The organism is Pseudomonas sp. LB3P58 (genome assembly GCF_054897895.1).
This window is the reverse complement of sequence record NZ_JBUBVE010000001.1, coordinates 4,333,716-4,349,561: the sequence shown is the minus strand read 5'-3', so window position 1 is coordinate 4,349,561 and position 15,846 is coordinate 4,333,716. Positions and strand designations below refer to the sequence as shown.

Annotated in this window: 17 protein-coding genes; 14 read left to right on the top strand and 3 right to left on the bottom strand. The window is 58.6% G+C overall.

Going from position 1 to position 15,846, the window contains the following annotated elements; genetic code table 11:
• The first annotated feature begins 131 nt into the window (after window positions 1–131).
• Window positions 132–1,022: an AraC family transcriptional regulator gene (locus tag ACYZTZ_RS20155; RefSeq protein WP_461999495.1), complete on the top strand. Its 891-nt coding sequence runs from the start codon at window positions 132–134 to the stop codon at window positions 1,020–1,022.
• A gap of 60 nt (window positions 1,023–1,082) precedes the next feature.
• Here ACYZTZ_RS20155 and ACYZTZ_RS20150 read toward each other — a convergent pair whose 3' ends face one another.
• Window positions 1,083–2,747 (bottom strand): electron transfer flavoprotein-ubiquinone oxidoreductase, encoded by a 1,665-nt coding sequence (locus ACYZTZ_RS20150; RefSeq protein WP_046049105.1) that lies wholly within the window; start codon window positions 2,745–2,747, stop codon window positions 1,083–1,085.
• Between the two features lie 548 nt (window positions 2,748–3,295).
• Here ACYZTZ_RS20150 and ACYZTZ_RS20145 point away from each other — a divergent pair.
• From ACYZTZ_RS20145 to ACYZTZ_RS20100, 10 genes are all read left to right on the top strand, one after another.
• On the top strand, window positions 3,296–4,045 hold the full coding sequence (locus tag ACYZTZ_RS20145; protein ID WP_056745417.1) for an electron transfer flavoprotein subunit beta/FixA family protein: 750 nt from the start codon (window positions 3,296–3,298) through the stop codon (window positions 4,043–4,045).
• A 2-nt stretch (window positions 4,046–4,047) separates the two neighbouring features.
• Window positions 4,048–4,977 carry an electron transfer flavoprotein subunit alpha/FixB family protein gene (locus ACYZTZ_RS20140; RefSeq protein ID WP_056745415.1) on the top strand — a complete coding sequence of 310 codons (930 nt, stop codon included), beginning with the start codon at window positions 4,048–4,050 and terminating at the stop codon, window positions 4,975–4,977.
• A gap of 80 nt (window positions 4,978–5,057) precedes the next feature.
• Window positions 5,058–5,894, top strand: a complete 837-nt coding sequence (locus tag ACYZTZ_RS20135; protein WP_461999494.1) for a substrate-binding periplasmic protein — start codon at window positions 5,058–5,060, stop codon at window positions 5,892–5,894.
• Window positions 5,895–5,903: 9 nt separating this feature from the next.
• Entirely contained in the window at window positions 5,904–6,260 is a 357-nt protein-coding gene (locus ACYZTZ_RS20130) for a DUF4398 domain-containing protein (protein WP_056745411.1), read from the top strand.
• Window positions 6,257–7,069, top strand: coding sequence for an OmpA family protein (locus ACYZTZ_RS20125; RefSeq protein WP_123364827.1), 813 nt, complete (start codon window positions 6,257–6,259; stop codon window positions 7,067–7,069). Before ACYZTZ_RS20130 ends, ACYZTZ_RS20125 begins: the two co-directional genes overlap by 4 nt.
• A 202-nt stretch (window positions 7,070–7,271) precedes the next feature.
• Window positions 7,272–8,711, top strand: a complete 1,440-nt coding sequence (locus ACYZTZ_RS20120; protein ID WP_008146981.1) for an aminotransferase-like domain-containing protein — start codon at window positions 7,272–7,274, stop codon at window positions 8,709–8,711.
• A gap of 88 nt (window positions 8,712–8,799) precedes the next feature.
• Complete coding sequence (locus tag ACYZTZ_RS20115) at window positions 8,800–9,267, top strand: translation initiation factor 2 (protein ID WP_461999493.1); 468 nt, start codon at window positions 8,800–8,802, stop codon at window positions 9,265–9,267.
• Window positions 9,268–9,430: 163 nt separating this feature from the next.
• Window positions 9,431–9,685, top strand: coding sequence for a YkgJ family cysteine cluster protein (locus ACYZTZ_RS20110; protein WP_461999492.1), 255 nt, complete (start codon window positions 9,431–9,433; stop codon window positions 9,683–9,685).
• Window positions 9,686–9,726: 41 nt separating this feature from the next.
• Window positions 9,727–10,332: an START domain-containing protein gene (locus ACYZTZ_RS20105; protein ID WP_461999491.1), complete on the top strand. Its 606-nt coding sequence runs from the start codon at window positions 9,727–9,729 to the stop codon at window positions 10,330–10,332.
• 994 nt (window positions 10,333–11,326) lie between these two features.
• Window positions 11,327–13,420, top strand: a complete 2,094-nt coding sequence (locus tag ACYZTZ_RS20100) for an LTA synthase family protein (RefSeq protein ID WP_461999490.1) — start codon at window positions 11,327–11,329, stop codon at window positions 13,418–13,420.
• 61 nt (window positions 13,421–13,481) lie between these two features.
• Here ACYZTZ_RS20100 and ACYZTZ_RS20095 read toward each other — a convergent pair whose 3' ends face one another.
• Complete coding sequence (locus tag ACYZTZ_RS20095) at window positions 13,482–13,640, bottom strand: DUF3309 family protein (protein ID WP_174602692.1); 159 nt, start codon at window positions 13,638–13,640, stop codon at window positions 13,482–13,484.
• Between the two features lie 279 nt (window positions 13,641–13,919).
• Here ACYZTZ_RS20095 and ACYZTZ_RS20090 point away from each other — a divergent pair, with 279 nt between their 5' ends.
• The 3 genes from ACYZTZ_RS20090 to csrA all read left to right on the top strand — a co-directional run bounded on the left by ACYZTZ_RS20090 (window position 13,920) and on the right by csrA (window position 15,471).
• On the top strand, window positions 13,920–14,735 hold the full coding sequence (locus ACYZTZ_RS20090) for an SDR family oxidoreductase (protein ID WP_461999489.1): 816 nt from the start codon (window positions 13,920–13,922) through the stop codon (window positions 14,733–14,735).
• A gap of 64 nt (window positions 14,736–14,799) precedes the next feature.
• Window positions 14,800–15,132: a YnfA family protein gene (locus tag ACYZTZ_RS20085; protein ID WP_461999488.1), complete on the top strand. Its 333-nt coding sequence runs from the start codon at window positions 14,800–14,802 to the stop codon at window positions 15,130–15,132.
• Between the two features lie 153 nt (window positions 15,133–15,285).
• Window positions 15,286–15,471: a carbon storage regulator CsrA gene (csrA, locus tag ACYZTZ_RS20080; protein ID WP_046049117.1), complete on the top strand. Its 186-nt coding sequence runs from the start codon at window positions 15,286–15,288 to the stop codon at window positions 15,469–15,471.
• Window positions 15,472–15,476: 5 nt separating this feature from the next.
• Here csrA and ACYZTZ_RS20075 read toward each other — a convergent pair whose 3' ends face one another.
• On the bottom strand, window positions 15,477–15,704 hold the full coding sequence (locus ACYZTZ_RS20075) for a YheU family protein (protein WP_003199186.1): 228 nt from the start codon (window positions 15,702–15,704) through the stop codon (window positions 15,477–15,479).
• Window positions 15,705–15,846: the final 142 nt, after the last annotated feature.

Genomic DNA, 15,846 nt, shown 5'->3' with positions numbered 1-15,846 from the left:
CGGCCATGGCGATTCCTCCGGGTGTCATGCCTAATCCTCCGGCATCAGCCTTCAATGGGTCGCATTGGCCATCAGACCTGCGATGATGCTTTCATCCCGATTTCCGCGACTTTTTCTGTGAAGAGCTCCTCATGTTGTTGACCCGTCATCTCGATGCCAATGCCACGCTGGTTTCGCTGATCCAGCCTTTGACTAATCGCGATGGTTTCGCTCCTACGGCGTTACCGGGTGTGCAGGTTTTGCGGGCCAGTTGTGATGTGGCTCGCGGCCCGCAGATTTATGAGCCGAGTCTGGTCATCATCGCCCAGGGCAGCAAACTGGCGTATCTGGGGCCGCGTACGCTGGAGTACGGCGCCGGGCATTATTTGATTCAGGCATTGCCGGTGCCCTTTGAGTGCGAAACGTTTTCGGCGCCGGATGGGCCGATGCTCGGGGTGTCCATCGCCATTGACCGGGTGTTGCTCGGTGAGTTGGTGTTGGCCATGGGGCTGGCGCCGGGGCGCAATATTCCTGCGCAGACACCCGAGTCGATGACCTCGGCAGTGCTCGACGATGGGATGCGTGGTTGTGTTGAACGGTTGTTGCGTTGCCTGCACGATCCGCTGGAATGCCAGGTTATGGGGCAGGCGCGATTGAGGGAATTGTTGTTCGTCGCCTTGCGTGGTCCGCAAGCCGATGTGTTGCGTGCGTTGGTCGAGCAACAGGGGCAGTTCGCCCGGATTGCGGCATCGCTCAGTCATTTGCATGCACATTACACCGAACCCTTGAACGTCGAGACCCTGGCCAGTTGCGCAAACATGAGTGCGTCGACCTTTCATGAGCATTTCAAACGCAGCACGTTGTTGTCGCCAGTGCAGTATCTGAAGCGCTTGCGTTTGCTCAGGGCCCAGCAGTTACTGCTGGGCGAGGGGTTGGGCGTGGCACAGGTGGCGCATCGGGTCGGGTATCAAAGCACGTCGCAGTTCAGTCGCGAGTACAAGCGCTACTTCGAACGTAATCCCGGTGACGAACGCGCTGCCTGACAGGAATCGCAGGCAACAAAAAGGCCCCCGTTCGGGAGCCTTGATGTTCAGCCGTTCGACTTACATGTTCGGGTAAGTCGGGCCGCCAGAGCCTTCCGGCGCCACCCAGGTGATGTTCTGTGCAGGGTCCTTGATGTCGCAGGTCTTGCAGTGAACGCAGTTCTGGGCATTGATCTGGAAGCGCTTCTCACCGTCTTCCATGGTCACCACTTCGTACACGCCGGCCGGGCAGTAACGCTGGGCAGGCTCATCGTAGAGCGGCAGGTTTTTGGCGATCGGGATGCTTGGGTCGGTCAACTTCAGGTGGCACGGCTGCTCTTCTTCATGGTTGGTACCGGAGATGAACACCGAGCTGAGTTTGTCGAAGCTGATCTTGCCGTCCGGTTTCGGGTAGTCGATCTTCTTGCAATCTGCCGCAAGCTTGAGGCAAGCGTAATCCGGCTTGGTGTCGTGCAAGGTGAACGGCAGTTTGCCGCCGAAGATGTTCTGGTCGAGCCAGTTGAAACCGCCGCCGACGATGGCGCCGAACTTGTGGATCGCCGGGCCGAAGTTGCGGCTGGCGAACAGTTCGTCGTAGAGCCAGCTCTTCTTGAACGCGTCGACGTAAGTGGTCAGCTCTTCGGTGCCGTCCTTTTCAGCGAACAGCGCTTCGGCCACGGATTCAGCGGCGAGCATGCCGGACTTCATCGCGGTGTGGCTGCCTTTGATCTTGGCGAAGTTCAGGGTGCCGAGGTCGCAACCGATCAGCGCGCCGCCCTTGAAGACCATTTTCGGCAGCGAGTTCAGGCCGCCCTTGCAGATGGCGCGAGCGCCGTAGCTGATGCGCTTGCCGCCTTCCAGGTGCTGTTTGAGCACCGGGTGATGCTTGAGGCGCTGGAACTCGTCGAATGGCGACAGGTAGGTGTTGCTGTAGGAAAGATCGACGATCAGACCGACTACGACCTGGTTGTTTTCCAGGTGATAGAGGAACGAGCCGCCGGTGTTCTCGGTGCCCATGATGTCCAGCGGCCAGCCGGCGGTGTGGACCACCAGGCCTGGTTGATGCTTGGCCGGGTCGATTTCCCAGATTTCTTTCAGGCCGATACCGTAGTGCTGAGCGTCGGCATCGCTGTCGAGGTTGAAGCGCTTGATCAGTTGCTTGCCGATGTGGCCACGGCAACCTTCGGCGAACAGCGTGTACTTGCCACGCAGTTCCATGCCTGGGGTGTACAGGCCTTCTTTCGGGTTGCCTTCGCGGTCAACGCCCAGATCGCCAGTGATAATCCCGCGAACCACGCCGTTCTCGTCGAACAGCGCTTCCTGAGCGGCGAAGCCTGGGTAGATTTCCACGCCCAGGTTCTCGGCCTGCTGTGCCAGCCAGCGGCACAGGTTGCCCAGGGAGATGATGTAGTTACCTTCGTTGTGCATGGTCTTGGGCACAAAGAGGTCGGGAATCTTTTGCGCGCTGTCGGCGTTCTTGAGAACGAAGATGTCATCGCGGGTGACCGGCGTGTTCAGCGGGGCGCCGAGTTCTTTCCAGTCAGGAAACAATTCGTTCAGGGCGCGTGGTTCGAACACGGCACCGGACAGGATGTGAGCACCGACTTCGGAGCCTTTTTCGACCACGCAGACGCTGATTTCCTTACCGGCTTCGGCGGCCTTCTGCTTCAATCGGCAGGCGGCGGAAAGACCAGCGGGGCCGGCACCGACGATGACCACGTCGAATTCCATGTATTCGCGTTCCACAGGTTATCTCCTACTCAAGGCTCAACAGTTTTTTTCTAATTGGAGGTTTGGTGTCGCATCCATGAATCCCTGCGCAATGCAGGAAGAGGACAATCGATGAGCCACCTTTCTCTCTAAGGTGGCGCATTATATCTACACCACTCCTAGCGTCCAATACAAACGTTTGTTTGAATCGGCTCAAAGCCAGAGAAATCAAAGTCACGCGGCTTATGACTGGCCATTTTGCCGTATTGACCGGAATAGGTGTTCCGGTCAAGATACGGTCGGTTTTGCGCTCGCCGTAGGCTGACTGTTGGTTTCAAGAGCACCTCTAAAGACAGGGCGATGGCAGTACAAGGTGATGCGCAGCGCAGGTTCCGGCGCGCAGTTTACACGCCGCGATAATGAATGACTCGTCAGTCACCACTGACGAACGGTCATCTTCATCGTGAGCGCTTGTCACTTGACACCTTTGCCAGCGTTTTTAGAGGTGCCCTTGCGCCGATGAGCATCAAACCGCCAGGTTCGCCTAGGCGACTTTCTTTTCACCGGAGAGTAACGAGGAATCCATGAAGGTTCTTGTAGCTGTCAAACGCGTTGTGGATTACAACGTCAAGGTTCGCGTCAAGGCGGACAATTCCGGCGTCGACCTCGCCAACGTCAAGATGTCGATGAACCCGTTCTGCGAAATCGCAGTGGAAGAAGCCGTACGCCTGAAAGAGAAAGGTGTTGCGACTGAAATCGTCGTCGTCTCCATCGGCCCGTCCACCGCTCAAGAGCAACTGCGCACCGCGCTGGCTCTGGGTGCCGACCGCGCCATCCTCGTCGAATCCGCTGAAGACCTGACTTCGCTGGCCGTTGCCAAGCTGCTCAAGGCTGTTGTCGACAAGGAACAGCCTCAGCTGGTGATCCTTGGCAAACAAGCCATCGACAGCGACAACAACCAGACCGGCCAGATGCTCGCTGCATTGAGCGGCTACGGTCAGGGCACGTTCGCGTCCAAAGTCGAAATCAGCGGCGACACCGTTGCCGTGACTCGCGAAGTCGACGGCGGCGCGCAGACAGTTTCCCTGAAACTGCCGGCCATCGTCACCACCGACCTGCGTTTGAACGAGCCGCGCTACGCGTCCCTGCCAAACATCATGAAAGCCAAGAAGAAGCCTCTCGAAGTGCTGACTCCGGACGCTTTGGGCGTTTCCACCGCCTCCACCAACAAGACCGTGAAAGTCGAAGCGCCAGCTGCACGCAGCGCGGGTATCAAGGTCAAGTCGGTGGCTGAACTGGTCGAGAAACTGAAAAACGAAGCGAAGGTAATCTAATCATGACTATCTTGGTAATCGCTGAGCACGACAACAAGGTTGTGGCTCCTGCCACCCTGAACACCGTTGCTGCTGCCGCCAAAATGGGTGGTGACATTCACGTTCTGGTCGCTGGCCAGAATGTGGGTGCTGTTGCTGAAGCCGCTGCGAAAATCGCTGGCGTGGCTAAAGTGCTGGTGGCCGACAACGCCGCCTACGCTCACCAGCTGCCGGAAAACGTAGCGCCGCTGGTTGCAGAGTTGGGCAAGGGCTACAGCCACATCCTGGCTGCCGCGACTTCCAACGGCAAAAACATCCTGCCGCGCGTTGCCGCTCAGCTGGACGTTGACCAGATCTCCGAGATCATCTCGGTCGAAAGCGCTGACACTTTCAAGCGCCCGATCTACGCCGGTAACGCCATTGCAACCGTTCAATCGAACGCTGCGGTCAAAGTCATCACCGTTCGTGCTACCGGTTTCGACCCGGTGGCGGCTGAAGGTGGTTCGGCGGCTGTTGAAGCCGTTGCAGCTGCTCACGATGCTGGTATTTCCAGCTTCGTCGGTGAAGAACTGGCCAAGTCCGATCGTCCGGAACTGACCGCTGCCAAGATCGTCGTTTCCGGCGGTCGCGGCATGCAGAACGGCGACAACTTCAAACACCTGTACGCCCTGGCCGACAAGCTGGGCGCTGCCGTCGGTGCTTCCCGCGCCGCGGTCGACGCAGGTTTCGTACCCAACGATATGCAGGTCGGTCAGACCGGCAAGATCGTTGCTCCACAGCTGTACATCGCGGTCGGTATCTCCGGCGCGATCCAGCACCTGGCCGGCATGAAAGACTCCAAAGTGATCGTTGCGATCAACAAGGACGAAGAAGCGCCGATCTTCCAGGTGGCCGATTACGGCCTGGTGGCGGACCTGTTCGAAGCAATCCCTGAGTTCGAGAAGCTGGTCTAATCCAGCGGCCTGACTTATAAAGAGCCCGACCTTTTGGTCGGGCTTTTTTTTGTTCCGGATTTGAGTGGGAGAGTGTCGCCATGGATCTGCGCCGTGTTTACGGCTGGTCATTGCTGCTGGGTCTGACAGTATTGCCGGCGCTGTCCGTCGCCGCGGGCAAGTGCGAACGCCTGGTGGTGACCGGCAGCCCGGACGCGCCGCCGTACCTGTGGCAGGACCCGCAAAACCCCAAGCACCTGATCGGCGCCAGTGCAGATTTGTTGCAGCAAGTGGCGGGGGAGCTGGGGATCAAGGTCCAACTGCTTTACGCCGGTAAACGTTCCCAGGCTCTGGACGAAGTGCGTAGTGGACGCATGGACATGCTGGCGGATGCGTCATTGACGGTCAGCGAACTGGACACTCTGGATTACATTCATCCTCCGTTACTGGAAAACGATTACCTGGTCTGGACCCGCAAAGACTCGACGCTGATCTACAACGAAGCGCAGGACCTTCACGGTCATCCCGGCGCGTTGTCGGAAAAGTCTCGTATGACCCCGGCATTTGGCGCGTTCGCCGAGCAGCAATTGACCCTCGTACGTACACCTAACCTGACCCAGGCCTTTCAGAAATTGCTACTGGGCGAGGTGGAATTTGTCCTTGCCGGACGCTACTCGGGCATGGCGGCCGCGCAGACACTTAACCTGGCCAACGACCTGATCGCCCGTCCACAACCGATCGACAAACCCGGCCTGTTCCTCGCGGTTTCCCACAACTCAGCCTGTAACGATCCGTGGTTGCGCGGACAGCTGGCCAAAAAGATGACAGAATTGCCCGCGTCCGGACTGACGGAAGCCGTGCTGCAACGCAATATCGAGCGCTGGAAGGCGCAGCTCTCACAACCGCAGCAACAACCTGTCAGTACCCCAAAACAGTAGGGATTTTTAGTGAGTATTCGACCTCTTTTCGCTGCCCTGGCCGTTCTGGCTCTGGCGGGTTGTGCAGCCGATCCGGCGCCGAATGAACAAATGCGCCTGACCGAACAGGCACTTGAACAGGCCAAGGCCGTGGGCGCCACCCCCGCCGATGTGCCGGAAATGAAACTGGCTGAAGAAAAGTTCAACCGCGCCAAGGGCAGCATGAACGACCAATCCTTCAAGAACGCGCGCATGCGGGCCGAACAGGCTGAGCTGGATGCGCGTCTGGCCGAAGCCCGGGTTCTGACCCTCAAGAGCGAGGAGCAGTTGAACGTGCTTAATACCCGCATCACTCGCCTGCGCAAGCAACTGGGAGATGCCCAATGAGCCTCAAGACCAAAGCCTTGGGCGGTTTGATCCTGGCAGGCTGCGCCAGCCTTTATGGTTGTGCCGGTCAGCACAGCGAAGCCGCGTTGCAGCAGGCCAGCACTGACTTCCAGAAGGTCAAGGAAGACTCCAACGTGCTGCGAATCGCGCCCAAGGACGTGATTCGCGCCGGAGAGTCGCTGGCCCGTGCCGATCGTCTGTCCAGCTATTGGGGCAGTGGATCGGACGTGCTGCATTACGCTTACCTGAGTGAACGCTATAGCGAAATCGCGCGCGAACACACCAATCAGGTGCTCAACGAAGAACGTGCGGCGAAGCTCGAACTGGAGCGTCAGCGCCTGCAACTGGCCCTGCGCGAATCCAAACTGCTCAGTGTGCAACAGCAGGGCAAGTGGCTCGAAGAGCAGATTGTCGCGCTGGCGACCACCCAGACCGACCGCGGCCTGGTGATGACCTTGGGCGACGTACTGTTCGACACAGGCGAAGCGGAGTTGAAAAACTCGGCGAACCGCGTGGTGTTGAAGATCGTGCAGTTCCTGCAGCTCAACCCCAAGCGCGTGGTGCGCATCGAAGGTTATGCCGACAGTACCGGCGGCAAGCAGGAAAACCTCAAGCTGTCCCGTGACCGTGCGCAATCGGTGGCGGACGTGCTGATGGATTTGGGCATCGACGATAAACGTATTCAGGTCGAAGGCTACGGTGATGAATATCCGGTTGACGTGAACGCCTCCGAACGGGGACGTGCACAGAACCGCCGGGTGGAAATTGTGTTCTCTGACGAAAAAGGCCAGCTCGGCGCTGCCCGCTAAGGGCTGCGTCACTAGAAAACCCGGCCTGCCCGTCAGCGCCGGGTTTTTTTACGCCTGCTAATCAACTCTAAAAAACAGTACAGTTTTTGCTGACACTGCACTGTACGGTCGACTATTGTGGCAACTGTCCCAGTACACTTCTAAACTGTTCCGGTATTGTTTCACACAAGAATAAAATGCCCGTGAAATCGAGTGCTGCGTCATGACCAATCTTTTGCTCTACCAACGTATTGCTCAGCAACTGGCCGAAGACATCCGCCGTGGCGTCTATCAACCGGGGGAGCGCGTGCCTTCGGTGCGCAAGATGAGCTCGCAGCTCAACGTCAGCCATGCGACGGTGTTGCAGGCTTACGCCAACCTCGAGGATCAGGGGCTGATCCGCGCCCGGCCGCAGTCCGGTTACTACGTGCACCAGACCCCGGCCCTGACCGCGCCGACACCGGACATCGCCCGGGTCGAGCGTCCCGGTCTGGTCACTCGCAGCAGCATCATCCAACAAGTCCTGGTCGAATCCCGCCGCGAAGGTGTTTTCCCTTTGGGCGCCGCCGTACCGAGCGTTGATTATCTGCCGGTGCGGGCGCTGCATCAGCAACTGGCCAAAGTCACCCGTTTCCATAGCCCGCGGGCGTTCAGCTACATGTTCAGCCCGGGTTTCGAACCGTTGCGCCGACAAGTGGCAATCCGCATGCGCGATGCCGGCGTGGTAGTCGATCCGTCGGAAGTGGTGATTACTCACGGCTGCGTTGATGCGTTGCAGATGTCCCTGCGCGTGCTGACCCGCCCGGGCGACCTGATCGCCGCCGAGTCGCCGACCTACTACGGTTTGCTGCAACTGGCTGACCTGCTGGGCCTCAAGGTCATCGAGATCCCGAGCGATCCGGCCACCGGTATGAGCCTCGAAGCTTTGCAGTTGGCGGCCAACCAGTGGTCGATCAAGGCGCTGGTGCTGACCACTCGTCTGAGCAATCCATTGGGCGGCACCATGCCCGAAGAGCGGCAAAAGCAACTGCTGCGCCTGGCCTCGGATTTCGATATCCAGATTGTCGAAGACGATATCTACGGCGAATTGATGTTCGAGCAGGGTCGCACCAAATCACTTAAAGCCTACGATCGGCTGGATCGGGTGATCTATTGCTCAAGCTTCTCCAAAACCCTGTCGCCGGGCGTGCGGATCGGCTGGATGATTGCCGGCAAGTACCAGCAGGAAATCCAGCGTTTGCAGACCTTCAGTACCCATTCGGCCTGCAGCGTCACGCAGATGGGCATTGCGGCGTACCTGGAGAACGGCGGCTACGACCGGCATTTGCGCTACATCCGTCAGGAGTACCGCAAGAACCTCAGCGCTTTCCAGCTGGCGGTGCAGCAATACTTCCCGGAAGGCACGCAGATGACCCGGCCGACCGGCGGCTTCATTCTGTGGGTCAGCCTGCCGGGGCGGGTCAATACGCAGGAGCTGCACGTTCGTGCGTTGCAGCAGGGCATCAGCATCGCGCCGGGGCTGATTTTCAGTAACACCGAGCAGTTCAATCACTGCATTCGGCTGAACTGCGGCACACCCTGGAACCGTGAAGCCGAGCGTGCGTTGATGACCTTGGGCATGCTCGCCACCCAGCTCTGTCAGGAGATGGTCGGCGGCTTTTGAGGGGGCGGGCAGGATATTCCTGCCCGAGCTTGTCATGTCGCGTGCAACAGGCGAGCATATGGCTCCTGCCGTTTGTACCGTTGGGTCCATGAAGCCGATTTTCCCCGCCGTCTGGCTATCGATCTGCCTGCTGATGACCTTCCAGGCCGAAGGCGTATTGGCGGCTTCCGTTCAAGAAAAACCGGCAGCCAGCGCCACCGCGAAAAAACCGGCACAGGTCAAGAAAGCAGCGCCGGTCAAAAAGACAGTGGCCAAGGTGAAAAAGCGACCGCCGATTGCCTCCAAGTCCAAATCCGCCAGTGAGATCGTAAAAACCAAGCTTCCTTCGGCCGACCTGGATTTAAGCCTGCCCCAAGACATGGCCGAGGAGCTGAAACCGATCGGCACGGTAGCGTTGCCCCGGCACGATGCACTATTGCCGCAAATGTTTGGTGAGAAGGCCGGTCCGTTTCAGCTCAACGGAAGGCTGATCAGCAACGAAATGAAGTTGCAACTGCGCAACGAAGAGCGCCGTGAAGTCGAAGGCGCAGCCCTGGAATTCGAGTTCAAACGATAATTTCTCCCCGTCCGTGACCCGCTGGCCAGACGCTTTGTCGGAGACTGGTCAGTCACGCTCGTTTAAGCGAAAAAACCCGGGTCCAGACAATTTTAAACAAGCGTTTTAGCGGTTACTCTGTGCCACGTCCTTTAACACATCGCCCGTCGAGGAGCTCGTCGTCATGAAATGCCGTGAAGGCTGTGGCGCCTGTTGCATTGCCCCTTCCATCAGTTCACCGATTCCCGGCATGCCCGATGGCAAGCCCGCCGGAGAACGTTGCGTACAACTCTCTGTCGATAACCTGTGCGGCATTTTCGGCAAACCGGAACGTCCAGCAGTGTGCTCGGCGTTCGAAGCCGACATCGAAGTCTGCGGAAGCAGCAGTGACGAAGCGATCAAATTGCTGGGTTGGTGGGAGCAAATGACGGCGGCGTGATGTGTTCAACGAACGGAACTTCAACAATAAGGAATAAGACTATGGGTTCGCTGCAACGTATGGCTGTGCTGTGTGGTTTGACGGTAATGCTCGCCACCACGGCTGCTCAGGCCGAAGACTGGAAAGTCGCCAAGGAACAGGACGGCATCAAGATCTCCTTGAGCGAGGTGGCCGGCTCCGATTACAAGGCCTACCGTGGTGTCACGCTAATGAAGACCACCGTGGCCAAACTGCGCGCATTGCAGGAAGACGTGCCGGGGGCCTGCGCCTGGATTCACGAATGCAAGACCCAGAAGTTGCTCAAACACGAAGGTGATCAGAGCTGGACCTACACCCAGTTCAATACCCCTTGGCCGGTCACCGAGCGTGATTCGGTGCTGCATGTAACCACCGTCGAAGGGGCTGATGGCAGCCTGACCCGCAAACTCGAAGGTGTGCCGAAGTACATTCCTGAAGAAAAAGGCTTTGTGCGGGTTACCAAGGTCGACGGTTTCTGGAAGTTCGTGCCCAAGGGCGATCAGATCGAAGTGACCTATCAGGTGCACACCGAGCCGGGCGGTAGCATACCGTCGATGGTTGCCAACAAGTTTGTGGTTGATGCGCCGTTCAATACCTTGAAAGCCCTGAAGGCACGCGCTGAGAAGTAAGCGCTCCGTTTTTTTGATAAAGCGCCCTGACTTTGTTCGGGGCGTTTGCTATTTGGTAGGGCTGCTTATTTGATCGGGGGCATATCCGTTTCTTCGGTCATGGCGACTGGTGGTTTCGCTTTTACAGCGAGTCACTTTGGAAAAGAACCCCAAAGTAACCAAAGGGTTCTTGCCCCTTTCGTTCGGTGCCTCGCCTAGGCTCGGCATGCCCTCGCTCCGGTCCTGCTCCGTGGGCCCGCCGCCATCGGCCATCCATGGCCGGGGGCGGCTAACCCGGCATCCATGCCGGGTTGCCCACTGCGCAGAACCTCCACTCGGCCTCTCGATGGGGCGGTGCATCAAGATCAAAAGCTGCAGGCGAGCTAACGCTCGGCCTGTTGAGTGGTGAGGAGCATGCGTGCAGCCCCTCTCCCCGGTAGGAGCTGTCGAGTGAAACGAGGCTGCGATCTTTTGATCCTGCTGTGGCTGTGGCTGTGGCTTTTGATTTTGATCTGTTGCCCCTTTCCCAGAGGCCGAACGCAGGCGTTGCGCAGGGGGCACCGCGGCAAGGATGCCGCGGTAGCCGCCCCCGGCCATGGATGGCCGATGGCGGCGGGCCCCCGGAGCAATGCCGGAGTGAGGGCATGCCGAGCCTAGGCGAGGCACCGAATGGCGGGGCAAGAGCCCTTGGTTACTTGGGGCTTTTCCAAGTGACTCGCTGTAAAAGCGAAACCGCCAGCCGCCGTTACCGCAGAAACGGATATACCCCCCGAACTAACTGCATTAGGGCTGCGGGGTTTTATTTTGTTTCCAGATATGCGTTGCACGAAATTTTCACAAAGCCTCCAAGACAATTCGCCCGCGCCAACATGCAGACAGTAATCAATGGCAATGCCGCGAGTGATCGTGCAACATTTGCGCACCGCGCAAGCCCCGGGGCCGAGAACTGGCCAACAGAGGGCAGGGCGCCGCTGTATTTTTTGAAACTTCAACTTCCAATGGGTCCTAAAACGACATGGCAAACCCGGACGCCCTGAGTCAGCAGCGAGCTTCTAGTCGCCTGCTGCAACCGACCGTCAAATCGCATCTGGCCTACACGCTGCTGTGTGCCCTGGTCATGATGGTCATGTTCAGCCTGCTGCGCGTTGCGCTGCTGGTTTACAACCGCGAGATGATCCTCGACACCCCGGCCTCGACCTTTCTCGAAGCGTTCGCCAACGGTCTGCGTTTCGACCTGCGCCTGGTGGTCTACCTCAGCATTCCATTGCTGCTGGCGCTGTTCAGCGCCCGGGCGATGGCCGCACGCGGGTTCTTCCGGTTCTGGCTGACCATTGCCTCGAGCATCGCGCTGTTCCTGGGCCTGATGGAGATGGATTTCTACCGCGAGTTCCACCAGCGCCTCAACGGCCTGGTCTTCCAATATGTGAAGGAAGACCCGAAAACCGTGATGAGCATGCTCTGGTACGGTTTCCCGGTGGTTCGCTACCTGTTGGCCTGGGCCGTGGGCACGTTGATCCTGACCCTGGCGTTCAAGGGCGCCGACCGCGCCACCCGGCCTCGTGGCCCCTTCAGCGGCGGCAGCATTGGCACGCGCCAGATCGCCCCGTGGTATGCGCGCATCACGGTGTTCGTCGTCTGCCTGCTGGTTTGCGTGGTGGCCGCTCGTGGCACCCTGCGTCAGGGCCCGCCACTGCGTTGGGGTGACGTTTACACCACCAACTCGAACTTCGCCAACCAGTTGGGCCTCAACGGCACCTTGTCGCTGGTCGCCGCGGCCAAGAGCCGCATGTCCGAAGATCGCGACAACGTCTGGAAGGCCACGTTGCCACAGCCTGAAGCGCAGAAAATCGTGCGTGACATGCTGGTGATGCCGGACGACAAACTGGTGGATGCCGAGACCGCCGCCGTGCGTCGCGATTACACACCGCCGGCCGACAAGACCCTGCCGATCAAGAACGTCGTCGTAATCCTGATGGAAAGCATGGCCGGTCACTCGGTGGGCGCCTTGGGCGCACCGGGCAACATCACGCCGTACCTCGACAAACTGTCGAAGGAAGGCCTGCTGTTCGACCGCTTCTTCTCCAACGGGACCCATACCCACCAGGGTATGTTCGCCACCATGGCCTGTTTCCCGAACCTGCCAGGTTTCGAATACCTGATGCAGACGCCGGAAGGCAGCCACAAGTTGTCCGGCCTGCCGCAATTGCTCAGTGCCCGTAACTATGGAGACGTGTACGTCTACAACGGCGACTTCGCCTGGGATAACCAGTCGGGTTTCTTCAGCAACCAGGGCATGACCAACTTCATTGGTCGTAACGACTTCGTGAACCCGGTGTTCTCCGATCCGACCTGGGGCGTGTCCGACCAGGACATGTTCGACCGTGGTCTGGTCGAGCTCAAGGCGCGGGAAAACGGCAAGCCGTTCTATGCGTTGCTGCAAACCCTGTCCAACCACACGCCTTACGCCTTGCCGACCCCATTGCCGGTCGAGCGCGTGACCGATCGCGGTAGCCTGAACGAGCATTTGACCGCCATGCGTTACGCGGACTGGGCGCTGGGCCAGTTCTTTGAAAAGGCCCGCAAGGAGCCGTATTTCAAGGAAACCCTGTTTGTGATCGTCGGCGACCATGGTTTTGGCAACGAGCGTCAGATCACCGAAATGGACTTGGGCCGCTTCAACGTGCCGATGCTGATGATCGCACCGGGCATCCAGGAAAAGTTCGGCCAGCGTGACCATACCGTGGGCACGCAGATCGACATCGTGCCGACCATCATGGGCCGGATTGGTGGCGAAGTGCGTCATCAGTGCTGGGGCCGCGATTTGCTCAACCTGCCTGAAGGCGACACCGGTTTTGGCGTGATCAAGCCGTCGGGTAGCGAGCAGACCACCGCCATCATCACGGCTGATCAGATTCTGGTGCTGCCGAAGGAAAAGGAAATGGCGCCGAAGATGTACCAGTACGAACTGGGCGCGACACCTCACGCCGAGATCGTTCCGGATGCGCCGCGTACCGCTGAGTTGAAGCTCAAGCTCGAAGCGTTCCTGCAAACGGCGACCAAGAGCCTGATCGACAACACCGCCGGTGTGGTTGATGGCAAGCCGGACTAAGTCTTGATGCAATAAAAAAGAGGCCCTTGAAAAGGGCCTCTTTTTTTTGCCTGTTAAACCTTTATATCTTGCCGAGCAACAGCAGGATCAACAGCACCACCAACACCACGCCGATGATACCCGACGGGCCATAACCCCAACTTCTGGAGTGCGGGAAGACCGGTAAACCACCTACCAGCAGGAGGATCAGAATAATGATTAGAATTGTGCCCATGTCTATTTCCTTGTTGGAAGTGTTCTGGAATTACCTGGCGTTTAATGGTCAGCCGGGCTGCTATAAAACCGGGCTGCTTACAAATTCCGACTGTGGCGAATGAAGGAAAATTCCAAGTTTTTTTAATGTTTTTCGAAGAAAGGCTTATTTCGTTTTTATTGCTCTAGTGGGTTCAGGCACTCTCCCGGTTTGCTCGGGCCATTCAGCAATCTGATGGAGCGTGGGTCGGGCATTGTCCTTCGCTACACTCGATGCATCTTCCCCGGAACAACAAGGCTGTTTGCTATGCAAAATCGCATGATGATCACTGGTGCGGGCTCGGGCTTAGGTCGCGAAATCGCACTGCGCTGGGCGCGTGAAGGCTGGCAGCTGGCCTTGTCGGATGTCAGCGAACCCGGTTTGCAGGAAACCCTGAAATTGGTTCGCGACGCCGGCGGCGACGGTTTTATCCAGCGTTGCGACGTGCGCGATTACAGTCAGCTGACCGCTTTCGCCCAAGCCTGCGACGAGAAACTCGGTGGCATCGATGTCATCGTCAACAACGCCGGCGTTGCCTCGGGCGGCTTCTTCAGTGAACTGTCCCTGGAAGACTGGGACTGGCAGATCGCGATTAACCTGATGGGCGTGGTCAAGGGCTGCAAGGCCTTCCTGCCGCTGCTGGAAAAAAGCAAAGGCAAGATCATCAACATCGCGTCGATGGCCGCCCTGATGCAAGGCCCGGCCATGAGCAACTACAACGTGGCCAAGGCTGGCGTGGTGGCGTTGTCCGAAAGCCTGCTGGTCGAACTGGCGCAGCAGGAAATCGGCGTGCATGTGGTGTGCCCGTCGTTCTTCCAGACCAACCTGCTGGACTCGTTCCGTGGCCCGACGCCGGCCATGAAAGCCCAGGTCGGCAAGTTGCTGGAAAGTTCGCCGATCAGCGCGACCGACATTGCCGACTACATCTATCAGCACGTTGCCGCTGGCGAATTCATGATCCTGCCTCACGAACAGGGCCGCATGGCCTGGGCGCTCAAGCAGAAGAATCCGCAATTGCTCTACGACGAAATGACCGCCATGGCCGATAAAATGCGCGCCAAGGCCAAACAAACCGCAGGCTGAACTTGCCCGTACGCAACACCGCCGTTAGGGTGGCCGCCATCGGCCATCCTCGCGGGACGTTTGCATGCTCAATTATTTGTGGTTTTTCCTCTCCGCGCTGTTCGAAATCGCCGGCTGTTTCGCCTTCTGGATGTGGCTGCGCCAGGGTAAAAGCGCCTGGTGGGTCGTGCCGGCTCTGCTCAGTCTGACCTTGTTCGCGCTGCTGCTGACCCGCATCGAAGCGACCTACGCCGGTCGCGCCTATGCCGCGTACGGTGGCATCTACATTATCGCGTCGATCGGCTGGCTGGCGGTGGTCGAGCGAATTCGTCCGCTGGGCTCGGACTGGCTCGGCGTGGTGCTGTGTGTGATCGGGGCCAGCGTCATCCTTTTCGGCCCGCGCTTCTCCGCGTCCTGAAGGATTGGTCCTTCATTCAATGGAATTGTCGGACGTTTCCATAGGAGTTGTTCGGGGTGCGCTGTAGGGCGGGACTGATTTGCTGCTGTCGCATTGTAGGCCCGCTGAGTGCAGGGCATCTTCAGGGTTCGATAACCCTGAAGGACGAATGCCATGCTTGTACTCAGTCGCGTTGTGGGCGAGTTGATTTCCATCGGTGACAACATTTCCGTGCGCATTCTTGCCGTCAACGGAGGCAGTGTGCGCTTCGGTGTCGAAGCGCCGCAAAACGTCAACGTGCACCGGGCCGAGGTCTACGACCGCATCCAGCTCAAACTGGCGAAAAACAAAGGACGCTGAAGGCCTCAGTCGAACAGGTGCTTGGGCACATCGTGCTTGAGCATCAACTGGCATTGCTCGCTTTCCGGATCGAAGACAATCAGCGCCTGGCCCTTGGTCAATGCCTGGCGAACACGCAGAACACGGGTTTCCAGCGGCGTGTCATCGCCGTTGTCCGTACCGTCACGGGTCACGAAATCCTCGATCAGGCGGGTGAGGGTGTCGACTTCAAGTTGGTCGTGGGGGATCAGCATAGGCACCTCGGCTAAACAATGGCGCGATGCTACGGCGAATGACCAACGACGGCTAGCCTGGGGTTCTGTGTTGTCTGATCTGGCGTATTCGCGAGCAGGCTCGCTCCCACAGGTGACCGCGTACTCCTGTGGGAGCGAGCCT

Bases quoted from the DNA above. Each gene is read 5' to 3' on its own strand.
- ACYZTZ_RS20155 (WP_461999495.1), top strand. From the start codon at position 132: ATGTTGTTGACCCGTCATCTCGATGCCAATGCCACGCTGGTTTCGCTG.
- ACYZTZ_RS20145 (WP_056745417.1), top strand. From the start codon at position 3,296: ATGAAGGTTCTTGTAGCTGTCAAACGCGTTGTGGATTACAACGTCAAG.
- ACYZTZ_RS20140 (WP_056745415.1), top strand. From the start codon at position 4,048: ATGACTATCTTGGTAATCGCTGAGCACGACAACAAGGTTGTGGCTCCT.
- ACYZTZ_RS20135 (WP_461999494.1), top strand. From the start codon at position 5,058: ATGGATCTGCGCCGTGTTTACGGCTGGTCATTGCTGCTGGGTCTGACA.
- ACYZTZ_RS20125 (WP_123364827.1), top strand. From the start codon at position 6,257: ATGAGCCTCAAGACCAAAGCCTTGGGCGGTTTGATCCTGGCAGGCTGC.
- ACYZTZ_RS20120 (WP_008146981.1), top strand. From the start codon at position 7,272: ATGACCAATCTTTTGCTCTACCAACGTATTGCTCAGCAACTGGCCGAA.
- ACYZTZ_RS20115 (WP_461999493.1), top strand. From the start codon at position 8,800: ATGAAGCCGATTTTCCCCGCCGTCTGGCTATCGATCTGCCTGCTGATG.
- ACYZTZ_RS20110 (WP_461999492.1), top strand. From the start codon at position 9,431: ATGAAATGCCGTGAAGGCTGTGGCGCCTGTTGCATTGCCCCTTCCATC.
- ACYZTZ_RS20105 (WP_461999491.1), top strand. From the start codon at position 9,727: ATGGGTTCGCTGCAACGTATGGCTGTGCTGTGTGGTTTGACGGTAATG.
- ACYZTZ_RS20100 (WP_461999490.1), top strand. From the start codon at position 11,327: ATGGCAAACCCGGACGCCCTGAGTCAGCAGCGAGCTTCTAGTCGCCTG.
- ACYZTZ_RS20090 (WP_461999489.1), top strand. From the start codon at position 13,920: ATGCAAAATCGCATGATGATCACTGGTGCGGGCTCGGGCTTAGGTCGC.
- ACYZTZ_RS20085 (WP_461999488.1), top strand. From the start codon at position 14,800: ATGCTCAATTATTTGTGGTTTTTCCTCTCCGCGCTGTTCGAAATCGCC.
- csrA (WP_046049117.1), top strand. From the start codon at position 15,286: ATGCTTGTACTCAGTCGCGTTGTGGGCGAGTTGATTTCCATCGGTGAC.
- ACYZTZ_RS20075 (WP_003199186.1), bottom strand. From the start codon at position 15,704: ATGCTGATCCCCCACGACCAACTTGAAGTCGACACCCTCACCCGCCTG.